21 protein-coding genes are annotated in these 22,633 nt (G+C 62.2%); 7 read left to right on the plus strand and 14 right to left on the minus strand.

Annotated features, from left to right (window positions below; translation table 11 throughout):
* Nucleotide 1: 1 nt before the first annotated feature.
* Complete coding sequence (mgrA, locus tag JHW44_RS11575; protein ID WP_179217607.1) at nt 2-1,054, minus strand: L-glyceraldehyde 3-phosphate reductase; 1,053 nt, start codon at nt 1,052-1,054, stop codon at nt 2-4.
* Nucleotides 1,047-3,980 (minus strand): isoleucine--tRNA ligase, encoded by a 2,934-nt coding sequence (ileS, locus tag JHW44_RS11580; RefSeq protein ID WP_089342749.1) that lies wholly within the window; start codon nt 3,978-3,980, stop codon nt 1,047-1,049. The genes mgrA and ileS overlap by 8 nt, the downstream gene beginning before the upstream one ends.
* A 213-nt stretch (nt 3,981-4,193) precedes the next feature.
* Here ileS and JHW44_RS11585 point away from each other — a divergent pair, with 213 nt between their 5' ends.
* A complete protein-coding gene (locus JHW44_RS11585) occupies nt 4,194-4,595 on the plus strand; it encodes a group III truncated hemoglobin (RefSeq protein ID WP_089342748.1) in 402 nt (133 codons plus the stop codon).
* On the opposite strand, the gene JHW44_RS11590 is transcribed toward JHW44_RS11585, so the two are convergent.
* The 4 genes from JHW44_RS11590 to JHW44_RS11605 are packed head-to-tail and all read right to left on the minus strand — an operon-like array spanning nt 4,592 to nt 8,181.
* Complete coding sequence (locus tag JHW44_RS11590; protein ID WP_089342747.1) at nt 4,592-5,230, minus strand: trimeric intracellular cation channel family protein; 639 nt, start codon at nt 5,228-5,230, stop codon at nt 4,592-4,594. The two genes, JHW44_RS11585 and JHW44_RS11590, sit on opposite strands and share 4 nt — an antisense overlap.
* Nucleotides 5,227-5,676, minus strand: coding sequence for a ribonuclease HI (gene rnhA / locus JHW44_RS11595; RefSeq protein ID WP_089342746.1), 450 nt, complete (start codon nt 5,674-5,676; stop codon nt 5,227-5,229). The genes JHW44_RS11590 and rnhA overlap by 4 nt, the downstream gene beginning before the upstream one ends.
* Nucleotides 5,677-5,734: 58 nt before the next feature.
* A complete protein-coding gene (gene ispH, locus JHW44_RS11600) occupies nt 5,735-6,691 on the minus strand; it encodes a 4-hydroxy-3-methylbut-2-enyl diphosphate reductase (protein ID WP_089342745.1) in 957 nt (318 codons plus the stop codon).
* A gap of 47 nt (nt 6,692-6,738) precedes the next feature.
* Nucleotides 6,739-8,181 carry a cobyric acid synthase gene (locus tag JHW44_RS11605; RefSeq protein WP_089342744.1) on the minus strand — a complete coding sequence of 481 codons (1,443 nt, stop codon included), beginning with the start codon at nt 8,179-8,181 and terminating at the stop codon, nt 6,739-6,741.
* A gap of 73 nt (nt 8,182-8,254) precedes the next feature.
* On the opposite strand from JHW44_RS11605, the gene secG reads away from it, so the two are divergent.
* Nucleotides 8,255-8,737: a preprotein translocase subunit SecG gene (gene secG / locus JHW44_RS11610; RefSeq protein ID WP_089342743.1), complete on the plus strand. Its 483-nt coding sequence runs from the start codon at nt 8,255-8,257 to the stop codon at nt 8,735-8,737.
* Between the two features lie 154 nt (nt 8,738-8,891).
* Nucleotides 8,892-10,535, plus strand: coding sequence for a CTP synthase (locus tag JHW44_RS11615; protein ID WP_089342742.1), 1,644 nt, complete (start codon nt 8,892-8,894; stop codon nt 10,533-10,535).
* Between the two features lie 9 nt (nt 10,536-10,544).
* On the opposite strand, the gene JHW44_RS11620 is transcribed toward JHW44_RS11615, so the two are convergent.
* From JHW44_RS11620 to JHW44_RS11630, 3 genes are read right to left on the minus strand one after another with little or no spacing between them, the layout of a single operon-like run.
* Nucleotides 10,545-11,309: a hypothetical protein gene (locus JHW44_RS11620; protein WP_089342741.1), complete on the minus strand. Its 765-nt coding sequence runs from the start codon at nt 11,307-11,309 to the stop codon at nt 10,545-10,547.
* A gap of 60 nt (nt 11,310-11,369) precedes the next feature.
* Nucleotides 11,370-12,590 (minus strand): MFS transporter, encoded by a 1,221-nt coding sequence (locus tag JHW44_RS11625; protein WP_089342740.1) that lies wholly within the window; start codon nt 12,588-12,590, stop codon nt 11,370-11,372.
* Between the two features lie 13 nt (nt 12,591-12,603).
* On the minus strand, nt 12,604-13,152 hold the full coding sequence (locus tag JHW44_RS11630; RefSeq protein WP_089342739.1) for a LabA-like NYN domain-containing protein: 549 nt from the start codon (nt 13,150-13,152) through the stop codon (nt 12,604-12,606).
* A 116-nt stretch (nt 13,153-13,268) separates the two neighbouring features.
* Between JHW44_RS11630 and folK the strand changes: the two genes are divergently transcribed.
* The 4 genes from folK to JHW44_RS11650 all read left to right on the plus strand — a co-directional run bounded on the left by folK (nt 13,269) and on the right by JHW44_RS11650 (nt 17,174).
* Nucleotides 13,269-13,868 (plus strand): 2-amino-4-hydroxy-6-hydroxymethyldihydropteridine diphosphokinase, encoded by a 600-nt coding sequence (folK, locus tag JHW44_RS11635; RefSeq protein ID WP_089342738.1) that lies wholly within the window; start codon nt 13,269-13,271, stop codon nt 13,866-13,868.
* 71 nt (nt 13,869-13,939) lie between these two features.
* Nucleotides 13,940-14,293, plus strand: a complete 354-nt coding sequence (gene rpoZ / locus JHW44_RS11640; protein WP_089342737.1) for a DNA-directed RNA polymerase subunit omega — start codon at nt 13,940-13,942, stop codon at nt 14,291-14,293.
* Between the two features lie 32 nt (nt 14,294-14,325).
* Nucleotides 14,326-16,440 carry a RelA/SpoT family protein gene (locus JHW44_RS11645; RefSeq protein WP_089342736.1) on the plus strand — a complete coding sequence of 705 codons (2,115 nt, stop codon included), beginning with the start codon at nt 14,326-14,328 and terminating at the stop codon, nt 16,438-16,440.
* Between the two features lie 44 nt (nt 16,441-16,484).
* A complete protein-coding gene (locus tag JHW44_RS11650; RefSeq protein ID WP_089342735.1) occupies nt 16,485-17,174 on the plus strand; it encodes a DUF2062 domain-containing protein in 690 nt (229 codons plus the stop codon).
* Here JHW44_RS11650 and JHW44_RS11655 read toward each other — a convergent pair.
* The 5 genes from JHW44_RS11655 to mreC are packed head-to-tail and all read right to left on the minus strand — an operon-like array spanning nt 17,168 to nt 22,616.
* Nucleotides 17,168-18,076, minus strand: coding sequence for a 2-hydroxyacid dehydrogenase (locus tag JHW44_RS11655; protein WP_089342734.1), 909 nt, complete (start codon nt 18,074-18,076; stop codon nt 17,168-17,170). The two genes, JHW44_RS11650 and JHW44_RS11655, sit on opposite strands and share 7 nt — an antisense overlap.
* 4 nt (nt 18,077-18,080) lie before the next feature.
* A complete protein-coding gene (gene rodA / locus JHW44_RS11660; protein WP_089342733.1) occupies nt 18,081-19,220 on the minus strand; it encodes a rod shape-determining protein RodA in 1,140 nt (379 codons plus the stop codon).
* Between the two features lie 18 nt (nt 19,221-19,238).
* Complete coding sequence (gene mrdA / locus JHW44_RS11665) at nt 19,239-21,185, minus strand: penicillin-binding protein 2 (protein WP_089342732.1); 1,947 nt, start codon at nt 21,183-21,185, stop codon at nt 19,239-19,241.
* Complete coding sequence (locus JHW44_RS11670) at nt 21,185-21,721, minus strand: rod shape-determining protein MreD (protein WP_089342731.1); 537 nt, start codon at nt 21,719-21,721, stop codon at nt 21,185-21,187. The genes mrdA and JHW44_RS11670 overlap by 1 nt, the downstream gene beginning before the upstream one ends.
* Nucleotides 21,714-22,616 carry a rod shape-determining protein MreC gene (gene mreC / locus JHW44_RS11675; protein WP_089342730.1) on the minus strand — a complete coding sequence of 301 codons (903 nt, stop codon included), beginning with the start codon at nt 22,614-22,616 and terminating at the stop codon, nt 21,714-21,716. Before mreC ends, JHW44_RS11670 begins: the two co-directional genes overlap by 8 nt.
* Nucleotides 22,617-22,633 lie beyond the last annotated feature (17 nt).

Raw genomic sequence — 22,633 nt, forward strand, 5'->3', positions numbered from 1 at the left:
ATCAGCCCTCGCCCGCGCTTTCCGAAGACCGCGCCCAAAGGTTCACATCGCCCGAAGCCGACAATTCGTCGATCCGGTCCAGTTCGGCCTGCGTGAATTCAGTGTTGTTCAGCGCGCCGACGCAATCCTCGACCTGCGAAGGGCGCGATGCCCCGATCAGGGCACTGGTCACGCGTCCGCCGCGCAGCGTCCATGCCACAGCCATTTGTGCCAGCGTCTGCCCGCGTTCGGCGGCAAGATCGTTCAGCCCGTTCAGCCGCGCGATCATGTCGTCGCTCAGCCAGTCGGGTGACAGCGATTTCCCCTGCGCCGCGCGACTGTCCTGCGGCACGCCGTTCAGATATTTTCCGGTCAGCATGCCCTGCGCCAGGGGCGTGAAGACGATGCTGCCCACGCCCAGATCGTCCAGCGTATCCAGCAGGCCGTCATTCTCGATCCAGCGGTTCAGCATGTTGTAGCTGGGCTGATGGATCACGCAGGGGGTGCCCAGATCCTTGAGGATCGCCACGGCCTCGGCGGTGCGTTCGCTGTTATAGCTGCTGATCCCGGCGTAAAGCGCCCGCCCCGACCGCACGATGTGATCCAGCGCACCCATGGTTTCTTCCAGCGGTGTGTCCGGGTCGAAACGATGCGAATAGAAGATATCGACGTAATCGACGCCCATCCGCCTGAGCGACTGGTCACAGCTTGCAATCAGGTATTTGCGGCTGCCCCATTCGCCATAGGGCCCCACCCACATGTCGTATCCGGCCTTGCTGCTGATCAGAAGCTGGTCGCGATAGCCTGCGAAATCATTGCGCAATATCTCGCCAAAGGCCTCTTCGGCGCTGCCCGGAGGCGGCCCATAGTTATTGGCCAGATCGAAATGGGTGATGCCCAGATCAAAGGCCGTCCGGCAGATCTCGCGCTTGGTCTGATGGGGGGTGTCATGCCCGAAATTATGCCACAGCCCCAGGCTGATCGCGGGCAGTTTCAGCCCCGACCGGCCACAGCGGCGATAGCTCATACGGTCGTAGCGGTCACCCGCCGGTTGATAGCGCAGCTCTTCAACCATGGCTCAGAACCTCGTCACAGCGGGCACAGACGCCCGGATGGTCATGTGTTCCCACATCGGGAAGGATTTTCCAGCAGCGCTGGCACTTCTGGCCTTCGGCCAGTTCGAAGACCACGCCCAGACCGGGAGCCTCGGTCATGCGGAAGGCCTCGTTCGGGATCGGATCGCCGCTCAGCGACAGATCCGAGACAATGCAGATATCGGCGAAGTTCACCGATTTCAGCGCCTCGAGCATATCGCCATCCTCGACATGAACGACCGGCGCGGCCTCGAGGCTGGCACCGATGGTCTTGTCGCTCCGCTTGACCTCCAGCGCGGCGGTCACCACGCGGCGGGCGCGACGGACATGATCCCACTTCGTGGCCAGAGGCTCATTCAGCCAATCCGCAGGGGTCAGCGGGAAGTCATGCAGATGCACGCTGTCATCCTCGGACGGATGGCGCGACAGCCAGACGTCCTCCATCGTGAAGGGCAGGATCGGCGCCAGCCATGTCACCAGTCGGTGATAAACGATATCCAGAACCGTGCGCGCCGCACGGCGACGTTCGCTGTCGGGCGCATCGCAATACAGCGTGTCCTTGCGAATGTCGAAATAGAAGGCCGACAGATCGACCGTGCAGAACTGGAACAGGACCTGGAAGACGCCCTGGAAATCGAACTGCTCGTATCCGCTGCGCACCGTGTGATCCAGTTGCGCCAGACGGTGCAGAACCCATTGCTCCAGTTCGGGCATCTGTGCCGGATCCAGCCGTTCAGCCTCATCGAAACCGGCCAGGGCCCCCAGCATGAAGCGCAGCGTATTGCGCAACCGGCGATAGCTGTCCGCCGTACCTTTGAGGATTTCCTTGCCGATGCGCTGATCGGCGGTGTAATCGGCCTGCGCCACCCAGAGCCGCAGGATATCCGCGCCATATTGCTTGATGATTTCGGCGGGCACGACGGTATTGCCCAGCGACTTGGACATTTTCATGCCCTTTTCATCCAGCGTGAAACCATGGGTCACGACGTTGCGATAGGGCGCACGCCCCTTGGTCGCACTGGCTTGCAACAAGGAGGACTGGAACCAGCCGCGATGCTGGTCGGTGCCTTCCAGATAGACATCCGCGATGCCGTCGCTGGCCCCATCCTTGCGGTCGCGCAAGACAAACGCATGGGTCGAGCCACTGTCGAACCAGACATCCAGCACATCCATGACCTGTTCATAGGCATCGGGATCAACGATGCCGTCCAGCACGCGGGCCTTGAAGCCATCGTGATACCAGACATCGGCACCCTCGGCCTCGAAGGCTTCGATGATGCGATCATTGACGCGCGAATCACGCAGCAGGAAGTCGGGATCGGTCGGTCTTGCCCCCTTGCGCACGAAGCAGGTCAGAGGCACGCCCCATGCCCGCTGGCGCGACAGCACCCAGTCAGGACGGCTTTCGACCATTGCGTGAATGCGGTTGCGCCCGGTCTGGGGCCACCATTTGACCAGTTTGTCGATGCTGGTCAGCGCGCGAGAACGAATGGTGTCGCCATATTCGCCCATGCCGTCTTCCAGCTTCTCGTCGATGGCGGCGAACCATTGCGGAGTATTGCGATAGATCAGCGGTGCCTTGGAGCGCCAGCTATGGGGATAGCTGTGCTTGATCTTGCCCTTGGCCAGCAACTTGCCCGCCCATGCCAGCTGCTTGATGACGCTGACATTGGCCGGGCCGTCCTTGCCATCCGGGGCCACGATGGTTTCGCCCCCGAACAGCGGCAGATCGGCGCGATAACTGCCGTCAGGTTCGACGTTATAGGTCATGGGCAGCTTGAATTTCAGACCAAGCTGATAGTCGTCATCACCGTGGCTGGGCGCGGTATGCACGAAACCGGTACCGGCATCATCGGTGACGTGATCGCCCGGCAGCATTGGAACATCGTAATCCCATTCACCCTGCGCACCTTCGACGCCGCGCAGCGGGTGGGCCATTACCATCGCCGCCAGATCCTCATGCGACACATCACACAGGCGGCGCACGCAATCCTCGCCCGACAGCTTGGCCTGGGCCAGAACCGACTCGGCCAGAGCGTCGGCAAGAATCAGGCGGTCCCCGATGTCGGCCTTGGCATCCTCGGGTCGGCCGATGATCTCATACAGGCCATAGGTGATCTCGGGCCCGAATGCGACGGCACGGTTCTGCGGAATCGTCCAGGGCGTGGTGGTCCAGATCACCACATCGGTCGGCGTCTTGGTAAAGACCTCGTCCGCTGCCTGCACGACCCGGAAACGCACCCAGATCGTGTGGCTGGTGTGATCGTGATATTCGACCTCGGCCTCGGCCAGCGCGGTCTTTTCGACCGGCGACCACATGACGGGCTTGGAGCCCTGATACAGGGTGCCATTCATCAACAGCTTCATGAATTCAGCCGCAATCACCGACTCGGCATGAAAATCCATGGTCAGATAGGGATCATCCCATTTTCCGGTGACGCCCAGACGCTTGAACTCGTCGCGCTGGATAGAGACCCAGTCATCGGCAAAGCGGCGGCACTCCTGACGGAATTCGACCACATCGACGGCATCCTTGTCCTTGCCGGCCTTGCGGTATTTTTCCTCGATCTTCCATTCGATCGGCAGGCCGTGACAGTCCCAGCCCGGCACATAGCGCGCATCACAGCCCATCATCTGGTGGCTGCGCACGATGATGTCCTTGATCGTCTTGTTCAGCGCGTGGCCGATATGCAGATGCCCGTTCGCATAGGGAGGACCATCATGCAGGATGAACGGACGGCGGCCTTCGGCACGCTCGCGCAGCCGGTCATAGATGCCGATCCGCTCCCAGCGGTCCAGCCATTCCGGCTCGCGCTGGGGCAGACCCGCGCGCATCGGGAAATCGGTCTGGGGCAGAAAAACGGTGTCGCGGTAGTCAGGGGCGTCGGACGTGCTTGCGGCGCTCATCGGGGTAATCCTTCGTCATGCATTCGGACAGATGTAACCCGGCGGCGTAAGACCTTACGCCACCGGGCTGCTAATTCGATGTCCAAACGCCGGAAATTCCATGCTGACCTCTATAGAAAGGCGATGGCAGCGCTGCAAGCGCAGCCCGCGAAAGTTTCAGCCTTTTCCCGTGAACGCCTTGCCTTGGCCAGGAGACAGCACCAGATTGTCCCCATGTTGCCACCGCGTTTCGCCATAACCGCCGAACAGATCGACCGAGTCGTGGCCGTATTTTACGGTGCCGTGCGTCGTCATGAGGTTCTGGGACCGGTCTTTGCCGCCCATGTCACCGACTGGCCGCAGCACGAAGACAAGATCGCGCGGTTCTGGAAGAAGGCGATCCTTCACCAGCCCGGCTATGACGGCAATCCGATGCAGGTGCATATGGCAGCGGGCGATGTCCGGGCCGAGCATTTCGCCATCTGGCTGGCATTGTTCGACGAGACCCTGCGCCGCAGCCTGCCTGCCGAAGCCGCTGCCGGCTGGTCGGCGCTGGCCCATCGCATCGGGCGCGGGCTGCGCATGGGGGTCGAGGATCTGCGCAATCCGGTCAGCGGGCCGCCCGTGCTGCGTTAGCCGCGCATCCGGGGCGGGCGCGGTTTATATGTGGGCAGGCGCCAACCCCAGACAAGGCTGCCCGCGCGCAGGATCCAGACGACCACGGCACAGGCGATCAGCGCCTGACTGCGCTCGAACCCCAGCCAGCCCAGCAGAACCGCGGCCATTGCCCCACAGAATGCAGCCGTCAGGTAAAGTTCGCCCTGCTTCAGGATCAGCGGCACCTCATTTCCGACCACGTCGCGCATCAGACCGCCAAAGGTTCCGGTCACGAAGCCCATGATGATCACCACGACCGGTCCGAAACCACTTTCAGAGGCAACCCCGACACCGGCGGCCACCGCCACGGCCAGAGCCACGCTGTCCAGCCAGATGATGACGCGGTAACGGCTTTCGAACAGATGCGCGGTCCAGAAGACCAGCAGGGCCGCACCGGCAGCGACCAGCACATACGAGGGTTTGGAAACCCAGAAAACCGTGTCACGCCCCAGCAACAGATCGCGCAGCGTCCCCCCGCCCACGGCGGTCAATGTGGCCATGAAGATGAAACCGACCGGATCAAGCTGGGCGCGGCTGGCCACCAAAGCGCCGGTCAGGGCAAAGATCAGCACCGAGCCATAGTCCAGTCCGGCGACAAAAGCCTCGGGCGTCATTTGAACGGCGCCATGCCCGCACGCGCCAGTTCGTCGGCCCTTTCATTCTCTTCGTGCCCGGCATGACCCTTGATCCAGCGCCATTCGACATCATGGGTGCGTTGCGCCTCGTCCAGACGCTGCCACAGCTCGACATTCTTCACCGGCTTTTTCGATGCCGTGCGCCAGCCATTGCGCTTCCAGCCGTGGATCCACTGGGTCACGCCATTCTTCACATAGGCGCTGTCGGTGGTGATCACGATCTGGCTGGGACGCTTCAGGGTCTCCAGCGCCGAGATCGCCGCCATCAGCTCCATCCGGTTGTTGGTGGTCTCGGCCTCGCCGCCCTGCAGTTCGCGCTCTTTCAGGATCTCGTCATCCTTGATCGCGCGCATCAGCACACCCCAGCCGCCGGGGCCGGGATTGCCGCTGCATGCGCCGTCGGTCCACGCAAAAATCTTGGTCATTTGCTGCCTGTCATCCAATTTCACTGCGGGGCTGTCCCGGCGACCGGAGCCCCTGCCCTCAGGCCGGTTCGCGCAGAACCCGAGGCACCTTGAATTCGACATTCTCCTGCGCCGTCTCGACGATCTCGACCGTCAGATCATAGCGGGCGCGGAAAGCCTCGATCACCTCATCGACCAGAATTTCCGGCGCGCTGGCCCCGGCGGTAACGCCAACGGCACGCGCGCCCTCGATGGCACGCCAATCGATATGCTCGGCCCGCATCACCAGTTGCGAATAGTTGCATCCCTCGGCGCGGCCGACTTCGACCAGACGCTTCGAGTTGCTGGAATTGGGCGCACCGATCACCAGCAGCGCATCGATCAGCGGTGCAACCGCCTTGACCGCCGCCTGCCGGTTTGTCGTGGCATAGCAGATATCTTCCTTGGCCGGACCGATGATCGCCGGAAAGCGGGCCTGCAGCGCCGCGACGATTCCCGCCGTGTCATCGACCGAGAGTGTCGTCTGGGTGATGAAGGCCAGCCGTTCGGGATCGCGCGGCGCGATATGGGCGACATCCTCGGCGGTTTCGACCAGGATCACCTCGCCTTCGGGCAGTTGGCCCATGGTGCCCAGAACTTCGGGATGACCCTCATGTCCGATCATCACCATCTGCAACCCGTTGGCATGGTGGCGCTCGGCCTCGACGTGAACCTTCGAGACCAGCGGGCATGTCGCATCGACAAAGACCATCTCGCGACGGCGGGCCTCGGCCGGAACCGCCTTGGGCACGCCATGGGCCGAAAAGATCACCGGGCGGTCATCGGGGCATTCATCCAGTTCCTCGACGAAGACCGCGCCTTTTTCGCGCAGCGTATCGACCACATATTTGTTGTGGACGATCTCGTGACGGACATAGACCGGAGCCCCCCATTTCTGCAGCGCCAGTTCGACGATCTTGATGGCACGATCCACACCGGCGCAGAAACCACGCGGTGCAGCAAGGTAGAGGGTCAGGGGCGGCTTGCTATGTTCCATCCGGCTGAGTTAGCGCGACAGGCCCCTCTCGTCCAGAGAAAGCAGGGTCACGATTGTTTCTGGCCCGCCACAGCCAGCAATGCGTCGATATCCAGATATCGCTCGAGATGATCGGCCAGATCGTCCAGCGCCTGATCCACGCCTGCCTCATATCCCGGCTGCGATGTCACACCCAACCTTTGCAGATAGGCAGCGCGGAAGGCATCATCGGCAAACAGCCCGTGCAGATAGGTGCCCACGACCCGCCCATCTGCACTGATCGCGCCGTCAGGCTGGGGAATATGGGCAAAGGGGCGTGCGCAATCCGGCCCCTGACTGCGCCCCATATGGATTTCATAGCCCGATATCGGGCAATCCAACGCCTGCCCCTGAATGCGCTCCAGCCGCTTGTCGGCCGCCATGTCGGTCTCGACCTGCAGCAATCCCAGTCCGGCCACCTGCCCCGCAGGGCCATCGGTGCCATGCGGATCGCGGATCAGTTGGCCCAGCATCTGATATCCGCCACAGATTCCCAGCACATGCCCGCCGCGGCGATGATGCGCCGCCAGATCGATGTCCCAACCTTGCCGTCGCAGGAACTCCAGATCGCCGATCGTCGATTTCGTGCCCGGAATCACCACCAGATCGGCATCCCCGGGAATGGGACGTCCCGGCCCCAGCATGGTCAGGCGAATGCCGGGCTCGGCCGCCAGCGGGTCGAGATCATCGAAATTCGCAATGCGCGACAGGGTCAGACAGACGACATGCTTCCCGCCCCCGCCCGATGTGCGCAGGTCCACCGCATCCTCGGCGGGCAGGCGATGGGCGCCCGCGAACCATGGAACCACGCCAAAGCCCGTCCAGCCGGTGCGCTGCCGGATGAATCCATAACCATCATCGAACAGGCTCGGATCGCCACGGAACTTGTTGATCAGAAAGCCGCGAATCAGCGCCGCATCCTGCGGATCGATCACGCTTTGCGTGCCGACGATCTGGGCGATGACACCGCCACGATCGATATCTCCGGCCAGCACGACCGGCACCTGCGCGGCGCGGGCAAAGCCCATATTGGCAATGTCGCGCGGACGCAGGTTCACTTCGGCCGGGCTGCCCGCCCCTTCGATCACGATCAGCTCATGAGCTGCAGAAAGGCGGCCATAGCTGTCCAGAACGGCCTGCAGCAATTTCGGTTTCAGATCGCCGTAGTCGCGCGCCTGCGCCCTTGCGACGGCACGCCCCTGCACCACCACCTGCGCGCCGGTATCGGTTTCCGGCTTCAACAGGACCGGATTCATGTCGGTATGGGGCTGCAGCCCACAGGCGCGCGCCTGCAGGGCCTGGGCGCGGCCGATTTCGCCGCCATCGGCGGTGACAGCGGCATTATTGGACATATTCTGCGGCTTGAAAGGCGCGACCGAGATGCCGCGACGTCGCGCGACCCGGCACAAACCTGCAACCAGCAGCGATTTGCCAACATTCGAGCCCGTTCCCTGAATCATTAGTGCCGGCATGGGGGACACTCTGCTTGCCATCATCCGTATCGGTGACTAGATAGGCCCGTCCGCAAATGAAAGGCCGAATTCCGTGGAAAACGTCGTGCTGACCATACATCTGATCCTGGCGGTGCTGCTGACCGGGGCTGTTCTGCTGCAACGTTCCGAAGGCGGCGGCCTTGGCGTGGGCGGCGGCAGCGGTGGCGGCGTCATGTCCGGACGCCAGGCCGCGAACGCGCTGACGCGCCTGACCTGGTTCTTCGGCATTGCGATTTTCTGCACCTCGATTGCGCTGACGATCATTGCAGCCCGGCAGACCGCGAACAGCTCGATCATGGATCAGCTTGGCGTGCCCGAGCAGCAGCAGGACACCGATTCCAGCCTGCCGAGCCTGCCGGCCTATACACCTCCGCCCTCGACCGGCGGTGACCCGCTGACCCCGCCCGCACCCGATGCGCCCGCGACCGGTGCCACCGCACCTGCGGCTCCGGCAGCCGAGGCCGTTGTGCCCGAGGGCGATGCGGTTACCCCGCCCGCGGCGGAAACGGCACCAGCGGCAGAAACAACCGACTAAGTCACACGAATAACCGGGGGCAGTGTTATTCTGCCCCACATGAACTTGCGGTCCGTTGCGACCACGGGGCGAATCGCCTATAGCTCGAGTCCCGTGGCACAGGTCGTTCGGCGGCCCGCAGATCACAGAATCTTTGCATCTCACGGGGTCCATAATGGCGCGTTATATCTTCATCACCGGCGGGGTGGTTTCGTCCCTTGGCAAGGGGCTGGCATCCGCGGCGCTGGGGGCGCTGTTGCAAGCGCGGGGTTTCACCGTGCGATTGCGCAAGCTGGACCCCTATCTGAACGTCGATCCAGGCACGATGTCGCCCTTTGAACATGGCGAGGTCTTCGTCACCGATGACGGCGCCGAAACCGATCTGGATCTGGGCCATTACGAACGCTTTACCGGCGTCAGCGCCCGGCGCACCGATAGCGTCTCTTCGGGCCGGATCTATTCCAACGTGCTGGAAAAGGAACGCCGCGGCGAATATCTGGGCAAGACGATCCAGGTCATTCCTCATGTCACCAATGAAATCAAGGACTTCCTTGCCGTTGGCGATGACGAGGTCGATTTCATGCTCTGCGAGATCGGCGGCACTGTCGGCGATATCGAGGGCCTGCCCTTCTTCGAGGCGATCCGCCAGTTCACTCATGAACGCCCGCGCGGCGAATGCATCCTGATGCATCTGACGCTGCTGCCCTATCTGGCTGCCAGCGGCGAGCTGAAGACCAAACCGACCCAGCACAGCGTCAAGGAATTGCAATCCATCGGTCTGGCGCCTGACGTTCTTGTCTGCCGTTCGGAGCAACCGATCCCGGAAAAGGAACGCGCCAAGATCGCGCTGTTCTGCAATGTGCGCCCCGATGCGGTCATCCCGGCCTATGACCTGAAGACGATCTACGAGGCTCCGCTGGCCTATCACCGGGCCGGTCTGGACCGCGCGGTTCTGGACGCCTTCCAGATCAGCCCCGCCCCGCGCCCCGATCTGTCGCGCTGGGAAGACGTGATGGACCGCCTGGAACATGCCGAGGGCGAGGTTCGCATCGCCGTTGTCGGCAAATACACCCAGTTGGAAGACGCCTATAAATCCATCGCCGAGGCATTGACCCATGGCGGCATGGCCAACCGTGTCCGGGTTCGCGCGAATTGGGTCGACAGCGAAAAGCTGGAAGGCGAAGGCGAACATCTGCTGGATGGCTATCATGGCATCATCGTGCCGGGTGGCTTTGGCGAACGCGGCACCGAGGGCATGGTCACCGCCGCCCGCTATGCGCGCGAAAAGAAGGTGCCCTATCTTGGAATCTGCCTGGGCATGCAGATGGCCGTGATCGAGGCGGCACGCAATCTGGCCAATATGCCTGATGCCGGGTCCGAAGAGTTCGACCACGAGGCCGGCAAGACCCGCTTTACGCCGGTCGTCTATCATCTCAAGGAATGGGTGCAGGGAAATTACACCATCCAGCGCAATGTTGCGGATAACAAGGGCGGCACCATGCGTCTGGGCGCCTATACCGCCGTCCTCTCACCTGATTCGAAAATCAGCAAGATCTACGGCGGCGCGCTGGAGATGGAAGACCGGCACCGGCACCGCTATGAGGTCGATGCCACCTATCGCAAGAAGCTGGAAGAGGCCGGGCTGCATTTCTCGGGCATGTCACCTGACGGCAAATTGCCCGAAGTCATCGAATATCCCGACCATCCCTGGTTCATCGGCGTTCAGTCCCACCCGGAACTGAAATCCAAACCCTTCGCCCCGGCGCCGCTCTTTGCCGGATTCGTCCGCGCGGCAATGGAGGAAGGCCGGCTGGTCTGACGCAGAAGGTTACTGGGCCAGTTCCAACAGACGTTCGCGGTTGCGGAAAATCGACAAGCATACCGCCGCCGCGAACCAGGCCCATCCCAGGAATGGCACCGCCCGTGCCGCCAGCGAACGCAACAGCTTTTGTGCAAGTTGCCCGTCAACGGTTTCAATCACCTCTGCGATGACCGCGCGCGAGAACACCTTGCGAATGATGCGCTCGACGATACGTCTGGCCTTGACCCACTCGCCATTCGCCAAGGCAGAACGTAGCTGATCGAGTTCTTCGACCAGATCAGCGAAGGGCAGTTTCTCCATCAAAGTGGCGCGCTCGTCACTGTTGAAGCCCATCGCTTCCAGCAAGATATCCTTGATTGCCAAAGACCAATTGTCCTGGGCTTCCCCCGTATCTGCCGCCGCCAGGACGGTCTCGAGAACTTTCGGATCAGGCGGAGTGAACGCTTCCATCTCGGCGATCTGATCCGCCAAAACGGCATATTCAGTCCGCGCCAGTTCCCGCATTTCGTCGGAGGATTGGACCTTGGATATCTGTTGGATCGCATCGCGAATACCGCTTTCGGCGGCGTCGGCCTCGGGCCTGCCATCCGCATCCAATATGCCGGTCAAGGCATCAATCGCGTATTCCAGCTGCATCACCGCATCATGGAAGAAATCAGAGAATTCCTGTTTGATTTCCGATAATTGCGCCTCGGCGGATCCGCCTGACATTCCGACTGCAAGCGCCGCGCCCGACACGCCCAGCAGAACCTCTCTTCTTTCGATATGCATCGCCGCCTCCCCTCAGAAAGACGGATATGTTAACATGAAAAGCCCGTTTCCGCTCAGGCCCTATCGCCGTCCGTGAGCAAGGCGGCTGGCTTCGGGCATGCGTCGCAGGGTCAGCATGGCCCAGGCGCCGACCACCGGTCCGGGCAGCAAGGCAAGAAACGCCCATTGCCATCCGCCCAGCAGAACCGCGACATGGGGCATCAGCCAGATCGCGAATACGGTCAGCGCAAAACCGATACTGACCTGCAGGGTCAGCGCGGTTCCGACGAAACGTGAATCGGCCAGTTCGGTCACCGCCGCCGAGAATTGGGCACTGTCCCCGATGATCGAGATGCCCCAGACGATCGCGATCAGCGCCAGCAACCAGACCGGCCCGTCAAAGGCAAATCCGATCAGCAGCGCACAGCCCCCCGATAGGGCCATCATGCCCGCCGTTGTCAGACATCGCCCGATGCGGTCGCTCAGCAAACCACCGATCACGCAGCCCGCCACGCCAGAGGACACCACCACGAAGGCGAACATCGAGGGCGAGCCAAAGGGGGATGTCCCGGCCTGATCCGCAGCGCTGGCAAAAGCCAGGAACCATGCCCACATGGCATAAAGCTCCCACATATGGCCGAAATACCCCATATTCGCCAGGAAAACGGGCCGGTTTCTCAGCAGGGCCACCACCTCGCGCGGGTTGAACGTGGCGCGACCAAAGGCATTGGGCCCCTCTTGCACCAGAAGGCCGAAGATCAGTGCCGAAGTGATCGTCGCCAAGGTCGAGGCAATGACCACCACCTGCCAGTCCAGCCCGCTGCCCAGGGCGCGGAACAGATGCGGCATCGAGGATCCCAGCGTCAGCCCGCCGATCAGCAGCCCCATGGCCAGTCCGCGACCGCGCAGGAACCATGTCGCCATCAGCTTCATCGCCGGCGGATACATTCCCGCCAGCGCGACTCCCGTCACGAAACGCGCGGCCACCGCGCCCGGAAACCCCGGCTGCAGCAGCAAAACGGCATTGGCCGCTGCCGCCAGAAGCGCGGAAATGGTGATCAGTCGCGTCAGCCGCATGATATCGGGCAGATTGACCAATGATGCCGCCAGCGCTCCCAGGACAAAGCCGATCTGTACGGCATTGGTCAGCCACCCGGCCTGCGCCGCGGTCAGCGACCAGTCACGGATCAGTTCAGGCATGATCGCCGTCGCCGAGAACCAGCAGGTCATCGCGCCGATCACCCCGGCGCATATCAGCGCCAGGGCCGTCCATTGCCCCGCGATCGCGGGGGGCACGGTCATGGGGAACCCGGTCTCATGCTTCGTTGGGCGCGTCACGCGGCGGGCGACCGATAATGTCGCGCAGCGCCTCGAGCTCTATGAAATTGTCAGCCTGACGACGCAATTCATCGGCGATCATGGGCGGCTGGCTGCGAATGGTCGAGACCACCGACACCCGGACCCCCGCGCGCTGAAGTGATTCGATGAGGGGTCGGAAATCACCGTCACCCGAGAACAGCACCGCATGATCCAGCCTTGGCGCCAGTTCCATGGCCGTCACCGTCAACTCGATATCCATATTGCCCTTGACCTTACGGCGGCCCATCGAGTCGGTATATTCCTTGGCCTGTTTGGTCACGACACAATAGCCATTGTAGTGCAACCAATCGACCAGCGGACGGATGGGCGAATATTCCTCGCCATCCATCAGTGCCGTATAATAGTAAGCACGCAAAAGCTTTCCCCTGCGCTCGAACTCCTTGCGCAGCAACTTGTAATCTATGTCAAACCCCAACGATTTCGCAGCGGCATAAAGATTGGCGCCGTCTATGAACATCGCCAGTCTGTCGTCCTTGTAAAACATCAATGTTGCCTTCATTCAGACTTTTTATTGTCGGGCACGGCAGCGGGCCAAAGTGAGGGTCTTGGCAATTCACTTTCGTTACGCGAATTTCAGGATGGCGCAATGAGCAGGCACCTATGAGCAGTTTTACTTTCGCATTTATCGGCCTGGGTGCAAATCTGCCATCCGCCGAGGGCAGCGCGAGTGAGGCGCTGATCACGGCAGCAGGCATTGTGCACGCTGAACCGGATATTTCAATCGTTGCCTTCAGCAGGCTTTGGAGAACTCCGGCTTTTCCTGCCGGCTCGGGCCCGGATTTCGCAAATGCGGTTGCAAAACTGCAGACAAATCTTCCGCCCGAGACCCTGCTGGACAGATTGCACAAGATAGAGGCAGATTTCGGCCGGGACCGCAGCACCGGACGCTGGTCGGCACGGGTGCTGGATCTGGACCTGCTGGCAATGGATGACCTGGTGCTGCCCGACCCCGACCTTCAGCAGCACTGGCGCGAGCTTGCACCGGATCGCCAGCGTGTCGAGACCCCCGACGAACTTCTCTTGCCGCATCCGCGCATTCAGGACCGCGCTTTCGTGCTGGCACCCTGGGCTGAAATCGCCCCGAACTGGCGCCATCCGCTGTTGAGGCAAAGCGTGGCACAGATGTTGGCGGCGCTGGGACCGGATGCATTGACCGGCATGACGCCGATGTCCGGCCACAATATCCGTGCTTTTCCTTGACAATTGCCGCGCATGCGATCAGTAATCCGATTTCGCCCCGGATTTCCGATTCGCAACTGCACAGGTGAGATATGGCCCGCGTAACGGTTGAAGACTGCGTCGACAAGGTTCCCAACCGCTTTGATCTGGTGATGCTGGCCTCGCATCGCGCCAGAGAGATCACCGCTGGCAGCGCGCCTACGGTGGATCGCGACAATGACAAGAACCCGGTTGTCGCGCTGCGCGAAATCGCTGACGAAACCCAGCCGGTCGACGATCTGCGCGAACGGATGATCGAATCCAGCCAGACCCAGATCGAGGTCGATGAACCCGAAGAAGACGCAATGGCATTGCTGTTGGGTGCAGAGAACGACCGCCCGAAACCCGCCGACGAAGAGTCGGAGGAGCGTATGCTGCGCATGATGCTGGAAGCCAGCCAGCGCTAAGCAGAGACAGACAAAGAGGTTTTCGGCAGAATATGATCGACGTCGAAGACCTCATTGCGCTTATTCGCAACTATAACCCCCACTGCGACGCCGGGCTGATACGCGATGCCTATGCCTATGGCATGCAGATGCATGAGGGGCAGTTCCGCCATTCCGGCGAACCCTATTTCACCCATCCGATCGCCGTTGCCGCCATTCTGACCGAAATGCGGCTGGATGATGCGACCATCGTCACCGCATTGCTGCATGACACGGTCGAGGACACGCGCTCGACCAAGGAAGACGTCGGGGCACGTTTCGGGGCCGAAATTGCCGATCTGGTCGATGGCGTCACCAAGCTGACCAATCTGGAACTGTCTTCCACCCAGTCCAAACAGGCCGAGAACTTCCGCAAGCTGTTCATGGCCATGTCGCGTGATCTGCGGGTCATCCTGGTCAAGCTGGCCGACCGCCTGCACAACATGCGCACGATCCGCTCGATGCGGCCTGACAAACAGGTCAAGAAGGCTCGCGAGACCATGGACATCTATGCCCCCCTTGCCGGGCGCATGGGGATGCAATGGATGCGCGAGGAGCTGGAGGATCTGGCCTTCAAGGTCATCAATCCCGAAGCGCGCAATTCGATTATCCGTCGTTTTGTCAGCCTGCAAAAGGATTCCGGCGATATCATCGGCCAGATTACCGCCGATATCCGGGTCGAACTTGAAAAGGAAAACATTGACGCCGATGTTTTCGGTCGCGCCAAGAAGCCTTTTTCCGTGTGGCGGAAAATGCAGGAAAAGCAGCTGGCATTTTCGAGACTGTCCGACATTTATGGTTTCCGGATTATCACCCGCAGCGAAATGGATTGCTATCGGGCGCTGGGGGTGATTCACCATCGCTGGCGCGCTGTGCCGGGGCGATTCAAGGATTATATCAGCCAACCGAAATCGAATGGCTATCGCTCGATTCACACCACGGTTTCAGGGCGGGACGGAAAACGGGTCGAGGTGCAGATCCGCACCCGCCAGATGCATGAGGTCGCCGAGGCCGGCGTTGCCGCCCATTGGGCCTATCGCGATGGCGTGCGTGCCGCGAACCCCTTTGCCGTAGACCCGGCCAATTGGATCGACACGCTGGCCTCGCGCTTCGAGGGCGAGGATCACAATGAATTCCTCGAGCATGTCAAACTCGAGATGTATCAGGATCAGGTCTTCTGCTTCACGCCCAAGGGCGATGTGATGCAATTGCCCAAGGGCGCGACCCCGATCGATTTCGCCTATGCGATTCATACAAGGCTGGGAAACAGCTGCGTGGGCGCCAAGGTCGACGGCATCCGTGTGCCGCTGTGGACCCGCCTGAAGAACGGGCAATCGGTCGAGGTCATCTCGGCCTCGGGGCAGCGCCCGCAGGCGACATGGCTGGATATCGTCGTGACCGGACGCGCCAAGGCCGCGATCCGCAGGTCGCTGCGCGAGGAAGACCGCGACCGCTTCATCCGTCTGGGCCGCGAGTTGGTGCGCGTCAGCTTTGAACATGTCGGGCGCAAACCCACCGACACGGCGCTGCGCACGGCGGCCAAGCAGATGGGGCTGACCAGCGCGGACGAGCTGCTGGCCCGCATCGGCAGCGCCGAGAACTCCGCCAAGGAGGTTCTGGCCGCGCTGTATCCCGAACTGGCCGATCATCAGGATGAGGTCGACAGCGACCGCCCCTTTGCCGGGTTGGCTGCCGATGCCGAATTCCAGCGCGCGCCCTGCTGCAATCCGCTGCCGGGCGAGCGGATCGTCGGCATCACCTATCGCGGGCGCGGCGTGGTCATTCACGCCATCGACTGCCCGGTTCTGGCCGAATTCGAGGACAGCCCGGACCGCTGGGTCGATCTGCACTGGCGCGAGGGGCGTCATCCGGCCGCCTATTCGACCCTGCTCAGTCTGACGATCCGACATGATGCCGGTGTCCTTGGGCGCATCTGTGGGTTGATCGGAACGCAGGGTGCGAATATCTCGAACCTGGAATTCATTGATCGAAAGCCGGATTTCTACCGGATCGAGATCGAGGTCGAGTTGCGGGACCATGAACATCTGCACAATCTGCTGACCGCGCTGGAGGCGGACAGCGATGTCGCGCAGATCGCAAGGATCCGGGACCCGGCGCTGAAGCCTTAAGGTCGCCGCGACCCGGCACTGGTCGCTCAATATCGGGTGAAGTCTTGTTCAAGCGCCGAAAGCCTCGCAGTTACGGCCAGTTGGCCAGCGACATGATCTATCCGCGTGGCGGATGGCGGCGGGCGGGCACCTATGTCCTGCATCGGCTGCGCCGTCTTCCCGATCACCCCCATCGCATCGGGCGCGGCGTGGCAGCGGGCGTCTTCGTGTCGTTCACGCCGCTGTTCGGGCTGCATTTCCTCTCTGCCGCCGGATGCGCCTGGATCATCGGTGGCAATCTGCTGGCGGCACTGCTGGCAACCTTCATCGGCAATCCGATCACCTTTCCCTTCATCGCCATGCTGGCCGTAAGCATCGGACGATATATCCTTGGATTGAAGGGGGACCTTTCTCCGCATCGCATCCTTGGCGAATTCGGACATGCCGGCGCCGAGATCGGGCACAACATCCGGTCGATATTTGGGCCTGAACGCGCCCATTGGGGGCAACTGGCAGAGTTTTTCACGCAGATCTATTGGCCCTATGTCGTCGGCGGCGTGATCAGCGGGCTTGTGGCCAGCGTGGCGGCCCATTACCTGACCGTTCCGGTCATCCGCGCCTATCATCGCCGCCGCACCAAGATCATGGCCGAGCGGATCGCACGGGTGGGCAACATGCAGCCAAGGCCCCCCGCGCCGCCATCCGATTCCCCCTCTGCGCCCGGATCGTCGGACAAGGGGCGTGGAACTCAGTAACCTTTTTCGCGATCAACCAGATGCAGGATCGGCCGCCCCGACATCGCCCGGCGCAGGTTCTCGGCCACCACAGCAGCAGCCGATTCCGATCGGGTTGCCGCGGCGATATGAGGCGTCACGGTCACGCCGGGCGCTGCCCACAGCGGATCGGCGGGGTCCAGAGGTTCGGCCCGGAACACATCCAGCACCGCATGGCCCAAATGCCCACGCGCCAATGCCTCGCACAATGCAACCTCGTCAATCAATGTCCCGCGCCCGGCATTGATGATCCATGCCCCCTGCGGCAGCATGGCCAGATGTTCTGCATCCAGCAGGTCGCGTGTTTCCGGCGTATCGGGCAACAGGCAGATCAGGATTTCGGCCCGAGCCAGGGCCTGCGCCAGCTCGTCGCGGCCAAACATCCTGACACCCTCGACAGCACGCCCCGAGGCGCTGTAACCGTTCAGATCGAAGCCGATCGGCTTCAGCATCGCGGCCACGGCCTGCCCCAGCGCACCCATGCCCAGAATCGTCACCGCCCGTGAACTGGCCAACGGCGGCATCTCGGTTGAACGCCAGACACCGTCCTGTCGATAGCGATCCATCTGCAGATGGGCGCGCATGGTCCAGCCGGTGCAGAATTCGGCCATGCCCTGCGCCAACCCCGGATCGACCATTCGGGCCAGAGGCTGTGTCAGTGTGGGATTGGAAATGATCCGCTCGACCCCGGCCCAGAGACTTTGCACCAGTCGGGCATTCACATAGGGCGACAGATCCTCGATCTCGCCGCCCGCAGAATAGATGATGGCATCGAACTGTGCCGGATCGCCCTCTTCCAGAAGCTCCATCTCGGGACAGGCAGCGGTCAGCGGCGCGTGCCACTCGGCCCTTATGTCGTCTGGAGCGGCGAACAGAACCTTCATCAACTTACCTCATTCGGTGGACATGTGCGGATTGCACCATGCCAAACCCCATCAGCAGAATCATCATGGCGGTGCCGCCATAGCTGACCAGCGGCAGGGGCGAGCCAACCACCGGCAACAACCCCATGACCATGCCCATATTGATGGCGAAGTAAACAAAGAATGTCCCACTGATTCCGATGGTTAGCAAGGAACCGAAACGGTCGCGATTGCTCAGGGCCGAATAGAGGCAGAAACCGATGATCAGCGTATAGAGCGCCAGCAAGGAAATCGCCCCGACAAAGCCGAATTCCTCGGCCAGAACCGTAAAGATGAAATCGGTGTGCTTCTCGGGCAGAAAGTTCAGCCGCGACTGCGTGCCCTGCATGAAGCCCCGGCCCGACCAGCCGCCCGAACCCAATGCAATCTGTGCCTGGGTGATATTGTAGCCCGCCCCCAATGGATCGACCGAGGGATCCAGAAAGGTGTCGATGCGGCGATACTGGTAATCCTTCAGCAACTGCCAATCGGTTCCCCGGCTTTCCAGCACGGCGACAACCATCCCCACGACAACGCCAATCACCGCGCCGAAATACCATAGCGAGACCCCTGCCGCGAACATGACAATCCCGCCACCGGCCATCAGCATGAGCGAGGTTCCCAGGTCAGGCTGCTTCAGGACCAGGGCCGTGGGCAGCAGGATCAGCGCCACCGGGATCAGCACCCACAGCGGTCGAGACACCCGTTGCAGCGGCAACCAGTCGTAGTAGGCAGCCAGAACCAGAACCAGCGCGATCTTCATCAATTCCGAGGGCTGCAAACGGAATGGCCCGAAATCGATCCAGCGCTGCGCGCCCATGCCGATATCCCCGATCAGTTCCACCGCGACCAGCAACAGCAGACAGATCACATAGGAAATGGTCGAGACTCCGCGCCAGAACCACATCGGCACGAAGGCCAGGGCGAACATCGCCGTCATTCCGATGGCGAAACGATACATCTGCGGCTTGGCCCAGGTTTCGGCATCGCCCCCCGCGACGGAATACAGCATCAGAAAGCCGATGCAGGCAACCGCGCTGATCAGCAGTACCAGGGGCCAGTTCAGAAACAGCGCCTTGCGAAACCCTGTTGGCGCGGGGGCAACATTGTAATCAAGATAGGACATGCCGGGCTCCGCTTGCGATCATGCCCGTGTCCGTCCCGGCTTGGGGGGATCGGGCGTATACAGATGCATGGCGTTGTGCCGCGCCTCCATGGCTCCGCGTTGATCCGATGGCACGGCATCCAGCGGCGGCAGGCCTCCAGCCAGCGCGAACAGCATGATGTCCCGGGCGATCGGGGCGGCAGCCGTCGAACCGCCGCCGCCATGTTCCACCACGACCGAGACCGCATAGCGCGGCGCGTCAAAGGGCGCATAACAGACGAACAGCCCGTGGTCGCGACGGTTCCAGGGCAACTGGTCGTTGGAAATCACGCCGCGCGCACGTTCGGCCGCAGTGATGTTCCGGACCTGACTGGTGCCGGTCTTGCCGGCCATACGCCATTCCTCCGGCAGGATACGGGCACGGCGTGCGGTGCCGCGCGGGCTGTTCATCACCGCATCCATTCCGGCGCGGGCCAGACGCAGGCTCGATTCGTCCAGTCCCAGCGATTCGGGTTCGGGCAGAGGTTCGGGCACGCCGTCGATCGCCCGCACCAGCCGCGGCTTCACGGCCATCCCCGAGGCCACTCGCGCCGTCATCACCGCCAGTTGCAGCGGCGAGGCCAGCACGAAACCCTGCCCGATCGAGGCATTCAGACTGTCGCCGATCTGCCAGTCCTGATCATAGCGCCTGCGCTTCCAGTCGCGATCCGGTGCCAGACCGGTGGCCACCGCAGACATCGGCAGATCATGATGCACACCTATGCCAAGCCGACGCGCCATTGCCGCGATCCGATCGATGCCGACGCGCTGTGCCAGTTCGTAATAATAGACGTCACAACTTTGTTGCAGGCTCTGCACGGCATCGAGGGAACCATGTCCGCCCCGCCGCCAGCAATGGAAGCGCCGGCCGCCCACCTCGACATGACCGGGGCAATAGAACCGTGTCCCGCCATTGATGACCCCGGAATCGAGCCCGGCCAGCAGTGTCACCAGCTTGAAGGTCGAACCGGGAGGATAAAGCCCCTGCACGGTCTTGTCCGCCAATGGCCGGTGATCGTGACTGGTCAGCGCCCGGTAATCGGCCGAAGAAATCCCGCGCACGAACTTGTTGGGATCGAACGTCGGCGAGGAACAGATGCTCAGCAGATCACCGGTCTGGGTGTCCATGACTACAGCAGCGGCACTTTCCACCCCCAGGCGTTGGGCGGCATAGTTCTGCAGGCTGGCATCGATGGTCATCTGGACAGTCGCGCCCTGCTCACCCTCTTGCCGGCTCAACTCGCGCATTTCGCGACCCGCGCTGTTCACCTCGACCCGGCGGGCGCCGGCCTTGCCGCGCAGGATCGGCTCCAGCTTTGCTTCCAGCCCGACCTTGCCCAGCTGGAACTCGGGCAGCATCAGCACCGGATCGGGGTTTTCGATCTTGGACAGGTCATAATCGGACACCGGCCCGACATAGCCCATGACATGGGCGAAATCACCGGCGCGCGGATAGACACGCGACAGCCCCGCCTCGGGCGTGACGCCCCGCAGCGCGGGCGCATTGACCGCAATCGAGCCGAATTGCTCCCAGGTCAGGCGGTCCGCCAGGACGATGGTCGTGATCGCACTGCGTTTGGAAAATTCTTCCAAAAGCTCGGCCATGCGCTGATCGCTGATCGGAATCAGCCTGGACAGCTGCCGCAGCACCGGTTCGACATCGCCCCCGGCCTCTTCCCGGGTCAGGGTGACGCGGTAATTCTGTTCATTTCCGGCAATCAGCAGGCCATTGCGATCATGGATCAGCCCGCGCGCCGGCGGCAACAGGCGGATCTTGATCGAATTGCCGTCGGCCAGCAGCCGGTATTCCTCGGCATGTTCCAACTGCATGGACCGCAGCCGCAGGGCCAACGTGCCCACGACCCCCAGTTGGATCGCCCCCAGCATCAGCCCGCGCCGTCCAATGCCGCGTGTTCCGTCCTGCGCCTCACGCTGTGATTTCTTCATCACCTGTATCTCATCATTTCGGCGTCGGACGCGCTGATCCGGCGCAGCCCCACTGTCCACCGGGCAACGAACACGACCACGGGATAGGCGGCAAGCGTCGCAAGATATTGCAGGAGCACCTGTCCCAGGGCCGGAGGCGACAGAAGGAACAGGAACATCACCGCGCGATAGGCCAGCATCATTACCCCAATCAGGATCGCGACCCGCAGCCATTCAATCATGAACGCCTGCTCGCGCCAACGGTGTTCACGCAAGCGTGCAGCCTCGGTCGCGATCAGCACCAGCGCGGTCCACAGCCCAAGCGGGCGCAGCAGAAAGATATCCTCGACCAGAAAGGCCGCCACGATGACCGGCGCCGCAAGCTGGTCCGGGCGGCGCAGCACCCAGGCAAAGACCAGGCAGACCGCAATATCCGGCCCCGGCCAGCCGACCATGCCAGAAGACAGTGGCAGCAGGCGCAGGAACAGCAACAGCGCCATGCACAGCGCGAAGACCGCGGATCCGATCAGCGCCTGCCGGCCCGGTCCCTCAATCATCAAGCCTGACCCCGGATGGCAGTTGCGGCCCAATCAGCCCCTGATCGCCGGGGGTGATGATGGCCCCGGAATCAAGAACCTGTTCGGCGGGATGGGCACGCAGGACCCGCAGGAACTTCAGACGCCCGTAATCGGCCGCCATGCGCAGGCGCATCCGCCCGTCGCTGCCCTGCACCACCTGTCCGACCAGCAGCCCCGGCGGAAAGACCCCGCCATCACCCGAGGTCACCACCCGGTCTCCGGGGCGGACATTGTCCATGCTTTCGATGAAATCCAGAACGGGCAGCGCCGTGTTGTCGCCAGTCAGCAAGGCGCGATCACCCGAGGGCTGCACGGTGACGGGAATGCGCGACGAGGGGTCGGTCAGCAGGATTACCCGGCTGGTGCGCTGGCCGACGCCCGATATCCGCCCGACCAGTCCAAGGCCATCCATCGTGGCCCAACCATCGACGATGCCGTCCTGTGCGCCGACATTGACCAGAACCGACTGGCGAAAGGCCGAACCGCTATCGACCATCACCACGCCTGTCACGCTGGTCAGCGCCGGATCGATGCGGACATTGTTCTGGGCCAGAAGTTTCGAGTTTTCCTGCTCCAGCTGCACAGCGGCCTCTTTCCAGGCCTGCATTTTCTGCAACTCGCGGCGCAGTTCCTGGTTCTGCTCGTAGATCCGCACATAGGACTGAAAGCCCGCGACCATCTGGCTGGCCTTGGTCACGGGCGCCAGCGCCCATTCAAAGCTGGGCACGAAGCGGTCGATCAGCACCATCCGCATCCGTTCGGCGCGCGGGCTGTCGATGCGCCAGAACAGGAACAGCGCGATCAGCACGATCATCATCAGCGCGATCAATACGCGCCGGATCGGACTGGCAAAATCTGGTCCCTTGCGCGCCATTCAGGGCCTCCGCGCGG

It is taken from the genome of Paracoccus seriniphilus, from assembly GCF_028553745.1.
GTDB lineage: Bacteria > Pseudomonadota > Alphaproteobacteria > Rhodobacterales > Rhodobacteraceae > Paracoccus > Paracoccus seriniphilus.

What these genes read in the sequence shown, in the direction of transcription:
- mgrA (WP_179217607.1), bottom strand. Translation starts at nt 1,054, where the DNA reads ATGGTTGAAGAGCTGCGCTATCAACCGGCGGGTGACCGCTACGACCGT.
- ileS (WP_089342749.1), bottom strand. Translation starts at nt 3,980, where the DNA reads ATGAGCGCCGCAAGCACGTCCGACGCCCCTGACTACCGCGACACCGTT.
- JHW44_RS11585 (WP_089342748.1), top strand. Translation starts at nt 4,194, where the DNA reads ATGTTGCCACCGCGTTTCGCCATAACCGCCGAACAGATCGACCGAGTC.
- JHW44_RS11590 (WP_089342747.1), bottom strand. Translation starts at nt 5,230, where the DNA reads ATGACGCCCGAGGCTTTTGTCGCCGGACTGGACTATGGCTCGGTGCTG.
- rnhA (WP_089342746.1), bottom strand. Translation starts at nt 5,676, where the DNA reads ATGACCAAGATTTTTGCGTGGACCGACGGCGCATGCAGCGGCAATCCC.
- ispH (WP_089342745.1), bottom strand. Translation starts at nt 6,691, where the DNA reads ATGGAACATAGCAAGCCGCCCCTGACCCTCTACCTTGCTGCACCGCGT.
- JHW44_RS11605 (WP_089342744.1), bottom strand. Translation starts at nt 8,181, where the DNA reads ATGCCGGCACTAATGATTCAGGGAACGGGCTCGAATGTTGGCAAATCG.
- JHW44_RS11615 (WP_089342742.1), top strand. Translation starts at nt 8,892, where the DNA reads ATGGCGCGTTATATCTTCATCACCGGCGGGGTGGTTTCGTCCCTTGGC.
- JHW44_RS11620 (WP_089342741.1), bottom strand. Translation starts at nt 11,309, where the DNA reads ATGCATATCGAAAGAAGAGAGGTTCTGCTGGGCGTGTCGGGCGCGGCG.
- JHW44_RS11625 (WP_089342740.1), bottom strand. Translation starts at nt 12,590, where the DNA reads ATGACCGTGCCCCCCGCGATCGCGGGGCAATGGACGGCCCTGGCGCTG.
- JHW44_RS11630 (WP_089342739.1), bottom strand. Translation starts at nt 13,152, where the DNA reads ATGTTTTACAAGGACGACAGACTGGCGATGTTCATAGACGGCGCCAAT.
- folK (WP_089342738.1), top strand. Translation starts at nt 13,269, where the DNA reads ATGAGCAGTTTTACTTTCGCATTTATCGGCCTGGGTGCAAATCTGCCA.
- rpoZ (WP_089342737.1), top strand. Translation starts at nt 13,940, where the DNA reads ATGGCCCGCGTAACGGTTGAAGACTGCGTCGACAAGGTTCCCAACCGC.
- JHW44_RS11645 (WP_089342736.1), top strand. Translation starts at nt 14,326, where the DNA reads ATGATCGACGTCGAAGACCTCATTGCGCTTATTCGCAACTATAACCCC.
- JHW44_RS11655 (WP_089342734.1), bottom strand. Translation starts at nt 18,076, where the DNA reads ATGAAGGTTCTGTTCGCCGCTCCAGACGACATAAGGGCCGAGTGGCAC.
- rodA (WP_089342733.1), bottom strand. Translation starts at nt 19,220, where the DNA reads ATGTCCTATCTTGATTACAATGTTGCCCCCGCGCCAACAGGGTTTCGC.
- mrdA (WP_089342732.1), bottom strand. Translation starts at nt 21,185, where the DNA reads ATGAAGAAATCACAGCGTGAGGCGCAGGACGGAACACGCGGCATTGGA.
- JHW44_RS11670 (WP_089342731.1), bottom strand. Translation starts at nt 21,721, where the DNA reads ATGATTGAGGGACCGGGCCGGCAGGCGCTGATCGGATCCGCGGTCTTC.
- mreC (WP_089342730.1), bottom strand. Translation starts at nt 22,616, where the DNA reads ATGGCGCGCAAGGGACCAGATTTTGCCAGTCCGATCCGGCGCGTATTG.